Below are 14,714 nucleotides of genomic sequence, written 5' to 3'. Positions count from 1 at the left end.
CGAATTACACGAATTTTCACTAATTACTATGTGAACCTTAGAATAGATTAAATCATTTTAATCCTTTAATCAGTGGCTAAAAAATGATTCGTAAAAATTCGTGTAATTCGTGGCAAAACTTTCCAACCAAGAATCTCAAGATTAATCCGTGAAAATTAGTGTAATTCGTGTTCAACTTTTAGATTCGATCCAAGCATTTTCTATTTCATGTAAATACTTAAAATGTAAATACCTCCGTTTCCAGCCAGAAAATCACAAAATCAAAACCTACAGGATAATCCGCGACTAAAGAACAGAATACATTCCTCCATAATGCCTTTCGAAAAACCAGAATATGGTGTAAATAACACAACTATTCAGGTTAATTTATAATTTTACAAATACTACACCTTAGCCCGCTAAATCATTGGGATTTTATTCAATCAAACCCTCGGATTTTTAAGATTTTTTAAAGATTTTATTCTAAATACAGCTACTATTCCTTACATTTTAACACATTTGTGTGTAATACGTAACATTTTTTTGATACATTTGAGATCATCAAATCAAATCATCAAAACCATACAATCTTTGAAAAATTATCAAAATAAGTCAATTTTCCTTATTTTATTTGGATTATTCTTACAAATTTACACCGTACGTAGCCAATCAAGCAATACTACTTCCTTAAACAGCTGGTTTGACAAAACCATTGGCAAAAGCAACTTAGATCTCTATAATGGGCCACGTTATGTGAACCTTTACAGGACTCTTGACAAAAGTCATAGTTTCTACCTGACCAATGACTATAGTAAGGGAGACCTTAATTATCAAAACCAAAATTATCATAATCTTGACCTCAAATACGATGTCAATAATGACATTTTAGTTTTGAAAGCCAATGGCGAATACGACTATTTAGGTATCAGCCTAATCAAAGAAAAAACAGCTTACTTTACGCTTAACAACAAAAGGTTTGTTAATATAAATTTCAACAACCCAACCTGCCCTATCTTCATGAACGGTTATTATGAAGAACTTACTTTCTCTAAGACCAACACGCTTTACATCAAACATCATAAGACCAAGACAAAAGTTATAGACACTAAAAGAATATCAGACGGAACCAACCTGGCCAGTTCTGATGAGTTTAGAGACAAAAACGAGTATATCTTAAAATACAAAGATGTCTACTACAAGATCAGCTCAAAAAGCGATATTATTAAAATTTTTCCTGAGCACAAAAGTGACATAAGAAAGTACTACAACTCTAACTCTCAATTAGAAGAATCCGATAAGAACGTTTTTCTTGAAAATCTAATCAAAAGAATCAACAACCTTATCCCTAATGAAGCCAATTAAAAAAATGAGAAAAATTATACTTACCCTATTTTTATTCGCTTTTCATACATTAACATTTAGTCAGGAAAAAAAGAATAACATCTCCATTGAATTTAAAAATGCTGATCTGAAAACAGCTATTGAAAGCCTCGAAAAAACCAGCGGCTACAAGTTTTATTTTGATGAGAACTGGATAAAATCTAATACTTTTTTGATAAACAAAACCTATACAGACACTTCACTGGACGAAGTACTTGCCGGTGTTTTTGAAAACACGAATCTAAATTACTTCATCACAGATAAAAAAATAATACTGACGAAAAACAGTATCATCCACAGTACATTACCCGATAATTACTTCGAACCTGTAATTGCTACTTCAGCAGTTATTGCGGCAAACAAGACCGTAACAAAACCGCTGTTCCATCAACAACTCGATACAAAAAAACGAAATACTACTGTTAATGGGATCGTATACATAGGGAAAGAGAAAAAGGGAGAAGAACTAAAATCATTCACCTTATCAGGTATCATAAAAAACGAAAAAAACAAAAAACCGCTTTCAAATGTAACCATCAAAGTACGCGATAAAGAGATCAGTACAACAACAAACGAACAGGGATTTTACAAAATCGAACTGCCTTTTGGTCTTAACTATATCCAAATAGAATCTATCAATCATAGAAAAGATACGCAACCTGTTATGATTTATGACAATGGTAGTTTAGACGTATCCCTTCACGAAAGTATTAATGAACTGGACGAGGTTGTTATCAACAAAAATGCCAATAGAAATGTAAAAACAGCTGTAGCCGGAGTTTCTACTATAGACGTGGAAGGAATAAAAAATGTTCCTCTGGTTCTTGGAGAACGTGATATCTTTAGAGTTGCCACTACTTTACCGGGAATAAAAACTACAGGTGAAGGATCTGCAGGCTTCAACGTACGTGGAGGAAAAGACGATCAGAATTTAATTCTTTTAGACAATGCTGTTTTATACAATACCTCACATTTTCTTGGTTTTTTCTCTGCAGTAAACCCGTATACAACCAGCAAAGTTGATATTTACAAAGGGAGTATCCCTTCCCGATTTGGAGGAAGACTATCTTCCGTTTTTGATATTACCACAAAAAACGGTAATCCCGAAAAATTTACAGGTGAAGCGGGACTTGGAGCTGTGACCAGTAATCTTTCGATAAGTACTCCTGTTATAAAAAACAAGTCAAGTTTGATTGTAGGTATTAGAGGTACGTACTCTGAATGGATTCTAAAAAAATTGGAAGACGAATCGCTAAAAAACAGCCAGGCTAATTTTTTTGATGCAATCGTAAAATACAATCACAAAATAACAGCCAATAACACTATTGAATCTACCTTATACTATAGCAAAGACCGTTTTAGTATCTCTTCAGATTCTGTGTACAAATACAGCAACGCACTAGTTTCTTTAAAATGGAATCACTCCTTCAACGCTAAAAGCAAAGCCGATTTAATATTTACAAATAGTGAATACAAGTTTAACATTGACTATAACAACGGAGGAATAAATTCGTTTGATTATGGTTATAAACTAAATGAAAGTCAACTTATTTTAAATGGGAATTACAACCTAAACAAAAAACATGCTTTCAACTATGGTATTTCAAGTAAACTTTATAACGTTGACCCGGGTTATCTTAATCCGAAAAAACCGGATGAAGCAACCCTAATTCCGGTAAACATAGACGACGAAAAAGCAATAGAATCTGCGGTTTATTTTTCAGACAATTTCAATGTAACTGAAAAATTGTTAATCACTTTAGGTCTGCGATATTCAAGATATTCAGCACTGGGCCCAGCAACAGAAAGAATCTATCAAAGTAATTCTCCCATCAACGACGATACCGTCATAGGAACCCAAGATTACAAGAAAAACGAAGTCATTAAAACTTATGGCGGATTCGAACCCCGAATTGCCGCACGTTACTTAATAACAGACGATTTCTCTGTAAAAGCCAGCTATGATAAAACGTATCAATACATCCATTTATTAACCAGCAACACCACGCAATCTCCTACAGATGCCTGGAAGTTATCAGATGCACATATTGCACCTCAAAATGCACAGCAATTTTCATTAGGTTTCTACAAAAACTTAGACGATGATAAATTAGAACTTAGCTTGGAAGGATATTATAAAAAATCAGACAATCTGTTAGATTATAAAGTTGGAGCTGAATTGTTATTAAACAAAAACCCGGAAACACAGCTGCTTCAGGGAGAAGGAAAAGCATACGGAGTTGAGTTACTACTTAAAAAAAATGCAGGAAAACTTAATGGTTGGCTGGGTTATACTTATGCCCGTACTTTTATCAAATCTGACAGTCAGTTTATTGATGAGAAAGTAAACAATGGTCATTATTACCCAACAAATTTTGATAAACCACATGAAGTAAGTGCGGTATTAAACTATAAATTCACAAAAAGATATAGTTTATCTACCAATTTTGTGTACCAATCCGGAAGACCTATCACCTATCCAATTGGAAGTTACGAATACAATGGTCTTAAATATACCTTATACAGCGACAGAAACAAGTTCAGAATTCCGGACTATTACCGTTTAGATGTAGGTTTTAACATTGAGGGCAATCACAAAATTAAAAAGTTATCACATAGCTTTTGGAACATTTCTATATATAACGTCTTAGGAAGAAACAATCCTTATTCTATCTTTTTTGTGACCACTAATGGTCAGATAAAGGCCTACAAAACGTCTATATTTTCGGTGCCAATTCCAACTATAACTTACAATATCAAATTTTAGTAATTTATAGATGAAATATACCATTCGACATATTAATTTGCTGTACAAAACAATTGTTTTGTCTCTTTTTTGTCTTTTCATTAGCAGTTGTACGGAGCAATATGTTTTTAAAACTAATACGTTTGAAAGCATTCTTGTCGTTCAGGCAAACATTACAAATGAATTAAAAAAACAAGAAATTAAAATTACCCGATCCTATCGTCTTGAGGAAAATGGACCAACTCCTGAAGATGGTGCAACTGTTTATGTAACAGATAGTGATAAAAATACTTACGAATTTGAATTTGAAAAATCCTCAGGGTTTTATGTTTCAAACACTCCATTTCAGGCTATTACCGGAAAATTATACCAACTAAACATTACATCCAAGGACGGAAAATCCTATTCGTCTGAAGTTGAAACTTTAACTACTGTAAATGAAATTAAGGTCGAGCCAATAATCGAAACAATCGATGGAGAAAAAGGTGTACAAATAAGGGTAACCAGTAATGATCCAACCTCAAAGTCACAATTTTACAGATTTGAATTCGAAGAAACCTACAAAGTAGTAGCTCCCGATTGGAATCCTAATACAATTATAGTAGACCCGAGTAATCCCGGTCCTTATTTTACTTATCTGGTAGTTCCCCACAAAAAAGAAGCAAGAGTCTGTTACACTACCAAAAAATCTGATGACATCATTTTAATAAGCAACGTTGGCCTTAGTGAAGATCGCATCGATTTACCGATCCGTTTTATAGGTGTTAAGGATCCTATTATTCTTCAGCGTTACAGTATTATTGTACGGGAGTATGTTCAGAATTTAGCCTCATACACCTATTATAAAACATTAAAAAGTCTTTCTACTTCTGCAAGTCTCTTGTCACAAGTGCAACCAGGCTTTAATTATGGTAATTTAAAATCAAATGACGATGCAGACCAGAAAATAGTCGGTTATTTTGAGGTCTCGTCCGTTTCATCAAAAAGAATTTTCTTTAATTTTAGAGACATTTTTATACAAGATCAGTATCCGCCATTTTTTACCCCTTGTTATGTCAAAGAATATGCTAATTGTTGGGGTGAGGTCGGTTGTAGTGGCCCAAAAATACATTCGTTAGTTGCCGGATCGGGATTTGAAGAGGTATATTATGCACAGCGAAACAAGATGGCAACCCTGTTATTTGTTACTGCAGGATGTGGCGATTGTTCTAAAATTTCTTCTAACATCAGACCTTTATTTTGGGTCGATTAAAGAAGTACAGTACACTAATAATAAAAAAATTAGCTGACACAAAATAGTTCGTTAATCAAAATGAAATCACAAATTTATCTCTTTATGAAATCTATAGTTCAACATAGTAACCTTTTATACAAGACAGTTGCCCTGATGCTCTTCTGCCTTTCTATAGGTAGTTGCACTGAGCAATATGTTTTTCAAACCAATACCTTTGAAAGTATACCGGTTGTTCAGGCCAACATTACAAATGAGTTAAAAAAACAGGAAATAAAAATTACCAGATCTTATCGTCTGGAGGAGTATGGTCCAACTCCTGAAAAAGGGGCAAGTGTTTATGTAACCGACAGTGACAACAATACCTATGAATTTGAATTTGAAGATTTCTCCGGTCTTTATGTTTCAAAAAATCCTTTCCAGGCGATTACAGGGAAGTCATACCAATTAAATATCACAACAAACGACGGCAAATCATACTCGTCTGCAACGGAGACTCTGACTCCTGTTAACCAAATTAACGTAGAACCAAAAATAGAAACAATAGACGGAGAAAAAGGGGTACAAATAGTGGTGACCAGTCAAGATCCAAGTTCAAAATCACAATTTTACAGATTCGAATACGCTGAAACCTATAAAATAATATCTCCGGATTGGAAACCAAATAAGTTGACCCCCGATCCAAGTAACCCAGGACCGAACTATACTTATTTGAGTATTCCCAGAGGTAATAGCGAATCAAGAGTATGTTATACCACAAGAAAATCAGACGATATAATATTAGTAAGCAATGTAGGTCTTAGCGAAGACAAAATCAATCTGCCCATACGTTTTATAGATATTAAAGATCCTATTCTTTATGAACGATATAGCATTGTTGTACGCGAGTATGTTCAGAATTTAACCTCATACACTTATTATAAAACACTAAAAAGTCTTTCGACTTCCGCAAGTCTTTTATCACAAATCCAACCGGGGTTTAATTATGGTAATTTAAAATCAAATAGTAATCCCGACGAGAAAATAATTGGCTATTTTGAAGTATCATCCGTTTCCACAAAAAGAATCTTTTTTAATTTCAGAGATATCTTTATAGACGATCCTTATCCTTCGTTTATCGCAGATTGTAGTCAAAAAATAGAATTACCTAATTGCTTTACAGAAAAATTCTGCCGTGGCCCACAAATATATTCTATCGTTACCGGGTCCGGAAGAGAGTACGTCTATTTTGCAACTCTTAGTGGTGGTGGTGACTATGCAAACTATGTTTTTACTCCTGCCCCTTGTGGCGACTGTACTAAAATTTCATCTAACATTAAACCTTTATTTTGGATAGATTAAAAAAAATAACCGGCACAATCATGCTACTAGCAATAAATACTTTTGCTATGGCACAAAATAGTTCGTTGAGCAAAAGTGAACCGATTAGTATCGCTACTAACGAAACCCTATTTGTTCATTTAAACAACACAACCTTAATTGCAGGAGAAACACTGCATTGTAAATTGTATTGTACCAATCCGACCAATAACACCTGGAGTGAAATTAGTAAAATAGCCTATGTTGACCTTGTTAATAGTGACAGCCAAGTTATTTTTAGTAATAAAATCTATTTGGATAACGGAAAAGGACAAGGGGATTTTTTCATTCCAACAACCATTGAAACAGGCAACTACAAACTTATCGCCTATACCAAATGGATGTTGAACAAAAAGGATTTAAAAACAGCAAAAACAGACCTTTTGCTAATAAATCCGTATTTGGTAAGCAACAAAACGAATTCGGCAAGCAAAGAAACCAAAACAACAGGAAACGAATCTGTTACCGAAAATTCAATCAAAGACAAAACGTTTGCCATACAACTGGATAAAACTACCTTTCAGGAAAGAGAACAAGTCGCATTAAAAATAAAATCATTAACCGCTGAAACAAACAAAGGAAGTTACTCTCTCTCTGTAAAAAAAATCGACAATTTACCTTCTAAAAGACAAATGAATGCTGCTGAGTTTGTAAAATTCAACACCAATAATGAGCTGACAAACCGTATGAATGATTCGATCCGTTTTCTTCCGGAACTTAGAGGCGAGATTATTTCAGGCTGCATTACAAACACTAAAAATCCTGGCGAGATAAATCATAAAACCGTGGCTTTATCAATACCCGGTAAAGAATATGCCTTTAAAATAACACAGACAAACCCATCCGGAAAGTTTAATTTTATTCTGGATAAAGACCCTAATTATTCTAATGCTGTTGTTCAAATAATAGGCAATGATAAAAATGACTATAAAATAGACGTTGACAAAAATAAAGGATACAACTTATCTGATCTAAAAAATACAGATGAAACATTCTTAACCTCTGATTACAAAAGCACTATCGAACAACGATCGATCGCTAATCAGATTGAAAATGCCTATTATTCACTAAAAAAAGACAGTATTACCAACGGTTCCAGTGTTTATCCGTTCTATAATCCTTTACAAAAAGAATACATTCTTGGCGATTACACCAAGTTTCCTACTTTAAAAGAAACCATTACGGAAGTTATAAAAGAAATGTACTATCGTGAAAAAGACAATAATTACTCCTTAAATCTTAGAGATATAAATTATGATCTGGAATACTTTTCTGAACCCGCTTTGGTATTAGTTGACGGACTTCTGATTCAGAACGTAAATGAGTTATTTACCTATAAAACAGAAAACATATATAAAGTAAGTATCGTTCCCGGCGTTTATTTTTATGGTCCAAAAGCATTTAACGGTGTTATAAATTTCACAACTAAAAACAATGATTATGTGACTTCAGCGCACGGTAATTTTATTTTAAATACTGAAATTCAAAGACCTCAAAATAAAATCATCGCGTTTAAACAAAATTATAACGACCAAAACAAAGAGAATAGAATTCCGGATTACAGATACCAATTACTTTGGGAACCTCAATTAACTTTAGAAAACAAAGAAAATACCGTTTCGTTTTTCACTTCTGATGTATCAGGAAAATACGAAATAAGTCTCGAAGGTTTTACTGAAAACGGGCTTCCTGTTTCTGCAAAAGAAATCATAGAAGTAAATACTTCTAATTAAATTCACTACCATTAACGAATAAAACTCCTTTCTTCAAATCTTGAAGAAAGGAGTTTTTCGTTATTCAAATTCATTATATTTGAAAACGTATTAGAAACCACTACAATTTTCATTATTAGCGAGACAGAAAACACCTTACTAACTATAAGATTTACAACAAACTAAGCCAACTTCAAAAACTCGATACAATATTTTTAAAATTATTTTCACTTCGTTGTAACTTTTTCTATCCTTCCTACGTATAACTATTTGTACACTTTAAAAAAATAGGGAGACAACAACATGAGACAACTTAAAATCACCAAGCAGGTAACCAATCGTGAAACTGCATCGTTAGATAAATATCTACAAGAAATCGGAAAAGTTGACCTAATTACCGCAGATGAAGAGGTAGAATTAGCACAAAGAATAAAGGCTGGTGATCAAAGAGCTTTAGAAAAATTGACAAAAGCCAACCTACGTTTCGTAGTTTCTGTGGCAAAACAATATCAAAATCAAGGATTAACACTTCCTGATTTAATTAACGAAGGAAACTTAGGTCTAATTAAAGCGGCTCAACGTTTTGATGAAACTCGTGGTTTCAAATTTATCTCTTACGCAGTTTGGTGGATTCGTCAATCGATCCTTCAGGCTTTGGCAGAACAATCACGTATTGTACGTTTACCATTAAACAAAATTGGTTCTATCAATAAAATCAACAAAATGTATGCCTTATTAGAGCAATCTAACGAGCGCCCACCTTCTGCTGAGGAAATTGCAAAAGAACTTGATATGACTGTAAATGATGTAAAAGAGTCTATGAAAAACTCTGGTCGTCACTTATCTATGGATGCACCTCTTGTTGAAGGAGAAGATTCTAACCTTTATGACGTTCTACGTTCAGGAGAATCTCCAAACCCGGACAGAGAATTAATTCATGAATCCTTACGTACTGAAATCGAACGTTCTTTAGAAACATTAACTCCAAGAGAGGCAGATGTTGTTCGTTTGTATTTTGGTCTTGGTGATCAACACCCAATGACTCTTGAGGAAATTGGAGAAACTTTCGACTTAACTCGTGAGCGTGTACGTCAGATTAAAGAAAAAGCAATCCGCAGATTAAAACATACTTCAAGAAGTAAAATTCTTAAAACGTATTTAGGATAAAAATATTTGTTTCAGGTTTAAAGTTTCGAGTTGTTTTAGTAACTTGAAACTTTAAACTTGAAACCTTTTTAACGCAAACAACAGTTTGATTGACTGTTCGTTTTTTGATTGATGATTGAAACTCCGGCTGATTACCGGAGTTTTTTATTTTTTATAAGTACATTTGCAAAAAACAACACAACATACCACTACACAATGAAGAATACACTTATAGCTCCTTCTGTTTTAGCAGCCGATTTTGCCAATTTACAACGTGATATCGAAATGATTAATAACAGTGAGGCAGATTGGTTTCATATTGATATCATGGACGGTGTTTTTGTCCCGAATATCTCTTTTGGAATGCCTGTTTTAGAAGCCATTTCAAGACATGCAAAAAAAACAATCGATGTTCATTTAATGATTGTTGATCCGGACAGATACATAAAAACCTTCGCTGATTTAGGCGCAAATGTACTAAGCGTACATTACGAAGCGTGTACCCATTTACACCGAACGCTGCAAGCAATCAAAGCCGAAGGAATGAAAGCCGGAGTAGCCATCAACCCTCATACCAATATTGATTTATTAGAAGACGTTATCAATGACATTGATCTGGTTTGCATCATGAGTGTTAATCCTGGTTTTGGAGGACAATCTTTTATTGAAAATACTTATGCAAAAGTAAAAAAGCTAAAAGAACTGATTACCCGAAAAAATGCAGCAACACTTATCGAAATTGACGGTGGTGTAACCAATAAAAATGCAAAACAACTAGTAGAGGCCGGAGCCGATGTTTTGGTAGCAGGAAGCTTTGTTTTTAAAGCCGAAAACCCAACAGCAACTATTGCGGACCTAAAAGTCCTGACTACTTTTTAAATTTTTCAAATTCGGAAAGAAATCAATTCCGGTCGTTTTTTCGATCGTTTCTATCGGAACGACAAAATCGTAAAGTGATCGATCGCTATTTTCATTTGGAACTAAAAATGCAATGGCTTTGTGCTGAGTCCCTGATTTAGCCAGAATGATTTTATAAAAATATTTAGGAACAGCAACTTCTTCTGTTCCTATTTTTTTATCCGAATCTTTCAAAACACCTCCGGTAACCACATAAATATCGTTGTATTTTCCTGCCCAGTAGCGTGTTTTCTGTTCTATTCTGTTCCAGATTCCACTATTAAAATCATGTTTTTGAGGCGAAATATTAGAGGTGTAAAAAGTATCGTTATAGGCATTTTTATCAAACTCCATATCACCGGCAGGGCAAAGATGTCCTTTATCATAACCCGATTTTTTATAATTCCTCCAGTCGGCTGAACCTGTTGTTACTTTGGGATCTTCAATAAAATAGGGACGTTTATAATCTCCATTTTTCAAATATTCTTTTTTAAGTTCATACGCCACCCACTCTGCCTGTTCGAACTTTTCATTATAAGACAGCGTGTAGTATTTATGTTTTACAATTTGTTTCGTTGTGGATGTGGGCAAATACGCAACAGTATACAACGAATCTGTACTGTTTTGATTGGAAACAAAAAGAGTTTTTTCTTCCTTTAATTCCTCTTTTACTACTGTTTCTTTTTTACACGAAAAAAACACCATACTTACCAAACTCAAAACAAGAAATCCTCTCATATCATTATACTTTTAATCCATAAAAAAACGCTCCGTAAATATAAACTTTCGGAGCGTTTTAATAACAAATTATTTTTCTTAAAAACTAAGACTTCACTAATTTATCTTTCTTCATTTTTGAAGAATTACTTTTCACCATATTACTTTTGGTTTGTAAATCATCTAAAACATTTAATGCTTCTTCTACATAAACGTCTTTAGATAATGCTTGGTGCCAAGCTTCTCTTTTCTCTTTTAAAGTAGCATCACTTTTAATCTCAAGCTCTTCATAAGGCAAAGATTTAAATACCAGATTGTTTTTATAATCTGAAATTGGTTTGTACTTTTTACCTTCGTTTTCAACCTGTTCCTGAGTCGCTTTAAAGTTTGTAATGTTCAAGCTGTACGTATTCTCTTTGCTCTTCACATCAATCCATTTTGCGTTGTCTTCAATTAAATTGAATTGCGGATTTTGAGCAATTCTGTTTTTACTGTTCGCAATTGCTCTGGTAAAATTTTCGTTTGAAGTCCAGGTAACATAATCAGCCTGATCTATTTTATCCCAAGGCATTGCATTGTCGATATCACGCTCTCCCATTTTCAGATAAGCATAACGATCCGGCATCACCACATCACTATGAACCCCTTCTAATTGAGTTGAACCTCCGTTGATTCTATAGAATTTTTGTCCTGTAATTTTCAAAGCACCTAAGTCGCCATAATTTGCATTACGAACAAACTGATTCAAATCAAGTACATTTTGCACGGTTCCTTTTCCGTAAGTTTGCTTACTTCCAATGATAACACCGCGTTTGTAATCCTGAATTGCCGCAGCTAATATTTCTGATGCAGAAGCAGAGAAACTGTTTACCATAATTACTAATGGTCCGTCCCACTCGATTTTTTTATCTTTATCGTATAAAACTTCTTTCTTTTTACCTGCAGATTTTACCTGAACAATTGGTCCTTCTTCAATAAATAAACCGGCAATATCAACTACTGTAGATAAAGATCCACCACCATCATCACGAACATCCAATACAATTCCGTTGACATCTTCTTTTTTCAATCTCTCTACTTCAAGAGCAATATCTTTTCCGGCATCGCGACCGTCTTTGTTTTCAAAATCGATATAAAATTTAGGTAAATAAATTACACCATATTTCAATCCGTTCTTTTCAACAATACTGGATTTTGCATACGTTTCTTCAATTTCTACTACGTCTCTGATTATCGAAATAACTTTGATGCTTCCATCTACTTTTTTAACGGTAAGTTTAACTTCAGTTCCTTTGTGTCCTTTAATTTTTTTCACAACATCATCCAAACGCATCCCTACAACATCTACAGGCTCTTCGTTTCCTTGTGCTACTTTCAAAATTAAATCCCCTGCTTCAAGTTGTTTTCCTTTCCAGGCAGGTCCACCCGAAATTAGCTCGTCAATTTGAGTAAAATCATTTTTCTTGGTTAATCTTGCTCCAATACCTTCCAGTTTTCCACTGATATTAACATCAAAACGGTCTTTGTCTTCCGGAGCAAAATAACTTGTGTGCGGATCAAAACGTGCCATAATAGAATTTACGTACACAGAAAACCAATCTTCTTTATTTAAATCTTTAATCAGACTGAAATTATCGTCTAGTGATTTTAAAGAACTGTCACGTGTTTCTTTCTCTAAAGCTTCGAAAGATTTTGCTTTGTAAGCAGGATCTGTTTTCTTTTTGTCTTCTTCTATTTTCTGTTTGGCAACAAGTGAAGAAAGGGTAGAAAGTTTAATTTGCTTTCTCCATCTTTCATTAATTTCAGTTGTGTTTTTTGCGTAAGGCAAATGCTCGTAATCAGAATTAAAAGTTTCATCAACACTATAGTTGAATGGCTGCGCTAAGATAGTCTTATATCTCTTTTTGCTTTCCTCCATACGTTTCATCAATCTGGTATAAGTCAGGTTGAAAAAAGTAAGGTCTTTATTTAAAAACTGATCATCCAACATTAGCTCATATTGCTTAAATTCTTCAATATCAGATTGCAGGAAGAATCTTTTTGAAGGATCCAGCGCCTCAATATAATCCTTAAAAATTCCCTTAGAGAACTCATCATTAATTTCTGCCGGACTATAATGTCCTTTTTCTATAACAAAAGCTAATAATTCTAAAAGTGTTTTATCTCTATTTGGGTCCGGATCAACTTTATTATCTGCATTTATTTTGAAAGCAAACAAGGTTACCGACAAACATAATACGGCTATAAGTATTTTATAATTTCTTTTCATAAATTTAATAATAGCATTCATCAATTTTTTAATCTAAGTTACGGTAAAAACTATGCCACTAAAGCCAAGTTCACTATAATTTTTTGTTAAAGGTATAAAAATGTTTGACTTGCCAAAGCCAACTTTTATTTAGTTGATAAATTTTATTTTATTTGTAACTATTCTACAAAAATCTGTCACTACATTTGCTTTTATAATCCTATTAATTACCTAATATTTCTAAAATGAAACACGAAAAACCACTTATATTAGTTACCAATGATGATGGAATTCTGGCACCGGGAATCAGAGCTTTGATAAGTGTTATGGAAACAATCGGAGACGTACTTGTTGTTGCTCCCGACAAACCTCAAAGTGCCATGGGACATGCCATTACGATTAACAACACGCTATACTTGGATAAAATATCTAAAGAAAATGCGAAAACAATCGAATACAGCTGTTCCGGAACTCCTGTAGATTGTGTAAAACTAGCCGTAAATGAAATCTTAAAAAGAAAACCCGATTTATGCGTTTCTGGCATCAATCACGGATCAAATTCTTCTATAAATGTAATTTATTCCGGAACTATGAGTGCCGCTGTTGAAGCTGGAATTGAAGGAATTCCCGCGATTGGTTTTTCTTTGTTGGATTATGACTGGAATGCCGATTTTGAACCTATAAAATCATTCATAAAAAAAATAACCTTAGAAACGCTTGCCAATAAATTACCGGAAGGTGTTGTTCTGAATGTTAATTTTCCAAAGTTAAAAGAGAACGAAATTAAAGGAATAAAAGTTTGTCGTCAGGCCAAAGCGCTTTGGGTTGAAAAATTTGACAAACGACAAACTCCATTTGGTAAAGATTATTACTGGCTTTCGGGAAAATTTGTCAATGAAGACAAAGGAGAAGATACAGACGAATGGGCACTTGAAAATGGATACATCTCAATAGTTCCTGTACAATTTGATTTGACGGCGCACCATTCTATACAGCAACTTAACACCTGGGATTTAAATGAATAAAAAAGAGATACTGGCAGGTTTTATTGTGGGGATTTTCACTTCTCTTTTAGGAAGTTACTTATTCATTACCTTTTTTACACCATTTGACTTCTCAACAGGGATTCAAACTATTAAAGAATATGGTTATTTAGGGAAAATTATCACTTTGGGAACCCTTTTAGATCTTGCTGTTTTTGCTTTTTTCTTAAAACGAAACAAAGAATTTATGGCACGGGGCGTAATCCTGGCAGTGATTGTTTTGGCAATTTCTACTGTATTTATTTAAATCTTATCT

General features: G+C 33.8%; 11 protein-coding genes. 9 read left to right on the top strand and 2 right to left on the bottom strand.

From position 1 onward, the window contains the following. The first annotated feature begins 570 nt into the window (after positions 1-570). The 7 genes from LNP23_RS07065 to rpe all read left to right on the top strand — a co-directional run bounded on the left by LNP23_RS07065 (position 571) and on the right by rpe (position 10,432). A complete protein-coding gene (locus tag LNP23_RS07065; RefSeq protein ID WP_047773250.1) occupies positions 571-1,341 on the top strand; it encodes a hypothetical protein in 771 nt (256 codons plus the stop codon). Positions 1,342-1,345: 4 nt separating this feature from the next. Next, positions 1,346-4,126 (top strand): TonB-dependent receptor, encoded by a 2,781-nt coding sequence (locus tag LNP23_RS07060; RefSeq protein ID WP_230004404.1) that lies wholly within the window; start codon positions 1,346-1,348, stop codon positions 4,124-4,126. A gap of 10 nt (positions 4,127-4,136) precedes the next feature. Continuing rightward, entirely contained in the window at positions 4,137-5,357 is a 1,221-nt protein-coding gene (locus tag LNP23_RS07055; protein ID WP_047772756.1) for a DUF4249 domain-containing protein, read from the top strand. 84 nt (positions 5,358-5,441) lie between these two features. Then, the gene (locus LNP23_RS07050; RefSeq protein WP_230004403.1) at positions 5,442-6,677 is read left to right on the top strand and encodes a DUF4249 domain-containing protein; all 1,236 of its coding nucleotides are present in this window, start codon (positions 5,442-5,444) and stop codon (positions 6,675-6,677) included. Between the two features lie 20 nt (positions 6,678-6,697). After that, positions 6,698-8,428, top strand: a complete 1,731-nt coding sequence (locus LNP23_RS07045) for a hypothetical protein (RefSeq protein ID WP_230004402.1) — start codon at positions 6,698-6,700, stop codon at positions 8,426-8,428. A gap of 282 nt (positions 8,429-8,710) precedes the next feature. Further along, positions 8,711-9,574 carry a sigma-70 family RNA polymerase sigma factor gene (locus LNP23_RS07040; RefSeq protein WP_007804760.1) on the top strand — a complete coding sequence of 288 codons (864 nt, stop codon included), beginning with the start codon at positions 8,711-8,713 and terminating at the stop codon, positions 9,572-9,574. A gap of 195 nt (positions 9,575-9,769) precedes the next feature. Beyond that, entirely contained in the window at positions 9,770-10,432 is a 663-nt protein-coding gene (rpe, locus tag LNP23_RS07035; protein ID WP_230004401.1) for a ribulose-phosphate 3-epimerase, read from the top strand. Here rpe and LNP23_RS07030 read toward each other — a convergent pair. After that, a complete protein-coding gene (locus LNP23_RS07030; protein ID WP_230004400.1) occupies positions 10,409-11,188 on the bottom strand; it encodes a DNA/RNA non-specific endonuclease in 780 nt (259 codons plus the stop codon). The genes rpe and LNP23_RS07030 overlap by 24 nt on opposite strands. An 85-nt stretch (positions 11,189-11,273) precedes the next feature. After that, positions 11,274-13,457, bottom strand: coding sequence for a carboxy terminal-processing peptidase (locus LNP23_RS07025; RefSeq protein WP_047772749.1), 2,184 nt, complete (start codon positions 13,455-13,457; stop codon positions 11,274-11,276). A gap of 203 nt (positions 13,458-13,660) precedes the next feature. On the opposite strand from LNP23_RS07025, the gene surE reads away from it, so the two are divergent. Then, complete coding sequence (gene surE, locus LNP23_RS07020) at positions 13,661-14,440, top strand: 5'/3'-nucleotidase SurE (RefSeq protein WP_230004399.1); 780 nt, start codon at positions 13,661-13,663, stop codon at positions 14,438-14,440. Further along, entirely contained in the window at positions 14,433-14,705 is a 273-nt protein-coding gene (locus LNP23_RS07015; RefSeq protein ID WP_047772747.1) for a hypothetical protein, read from the top strand. Before surE ends, LNP23_RS07015 begins: the two co-directional genes overlap by 8 nt. Positions 14,706-14,714 lie beyond the last annotated feature (9 nt).

It is taken from the genome of Flavobacterium cupriresistens, assembly GCF_020911925.1.
In the GTDB taxonomy this organism is placed as follows: Bacteria; Bacteroidota; Bacteroidia; order Flavobacteriales; family Flavobacteriaceae; genus Flavobacterium; species Flavobacterium cupriresistens.
The sequence above is the reverse complement of the archived record's forward strand: the minus strand, read 5'-3'. Positions and strand labels throughout refer to the sequence as shown.

Bases quoted from the DNA above. Each gene is read 5' to 3' on its own strand.
- LNP23_RS07060 (WP_230004404.1), top strand. From the start codon at position 1,346: ATGAGAAAAATTATACTTACCCTATTTTTATTCGCTTTTCATACATTA.
- LNP23_RS07055 (WP_047772756.1), top strand. From the start codon at position 4,137: ATGAAATATACCATTCGACATATTAATTTGCTGTACAAAACAATTGTT.
- LNP23_RS07050 (WP_230004403.1), top strand. From the start codon at position 5,442: ATGAAATCTATAGTTCAACATAGTAACCTTTTATACAAGACAGTTGCC.
- LNP23_RS07045 (WP_230004402.1), top strand. From the start codon at position 6,698: ATGCTACTAGCAATAAATACTTTTGCTATGGCACAAAATAGTTCGTTG.
- LNP23_RS07040 (WP_007804760.1), top strand. From the start codon at position 8,711: ATGAGACAACTTAAAATCACCAAGCAGGTAACCAATCGTGAAACTGCA.
- rpe (WP_230004401.1), top strand. From the start codon at position 9,770: ATGAAGAATACACTTATAGCTCCTTCTGTTTTAGCAGCCGATTTTGCC.
- LNP23_RS07030 (WP_230004400.1), bottom strand. From the start codon at position 11,188: ATGAGAGGATTTCTTGTTTTGAGTTTGGTAAGTATGGTGTTTTTTTCG.
- LNP23_RS07025 (WP_047772749.1), bottom strand. From the start codon at position 13,457: ATGAATGCTATTATTAAATTTATGAAAAGAAATTATAAAATACTTATA.
- surE (WP_230004399.1), top strand. From the start codon at position 13,661: ATGAAACACGAAAAACCACTTATATTAGTTACCAATGATGATGGAATT.
- LNP23_RS07015 (WP_047772747.1), top strand. From the start codon at position 14,433: ATGAATAAAAAAGAGATACTGGCAGGTTTTATTGTGGGGATTTTCACT.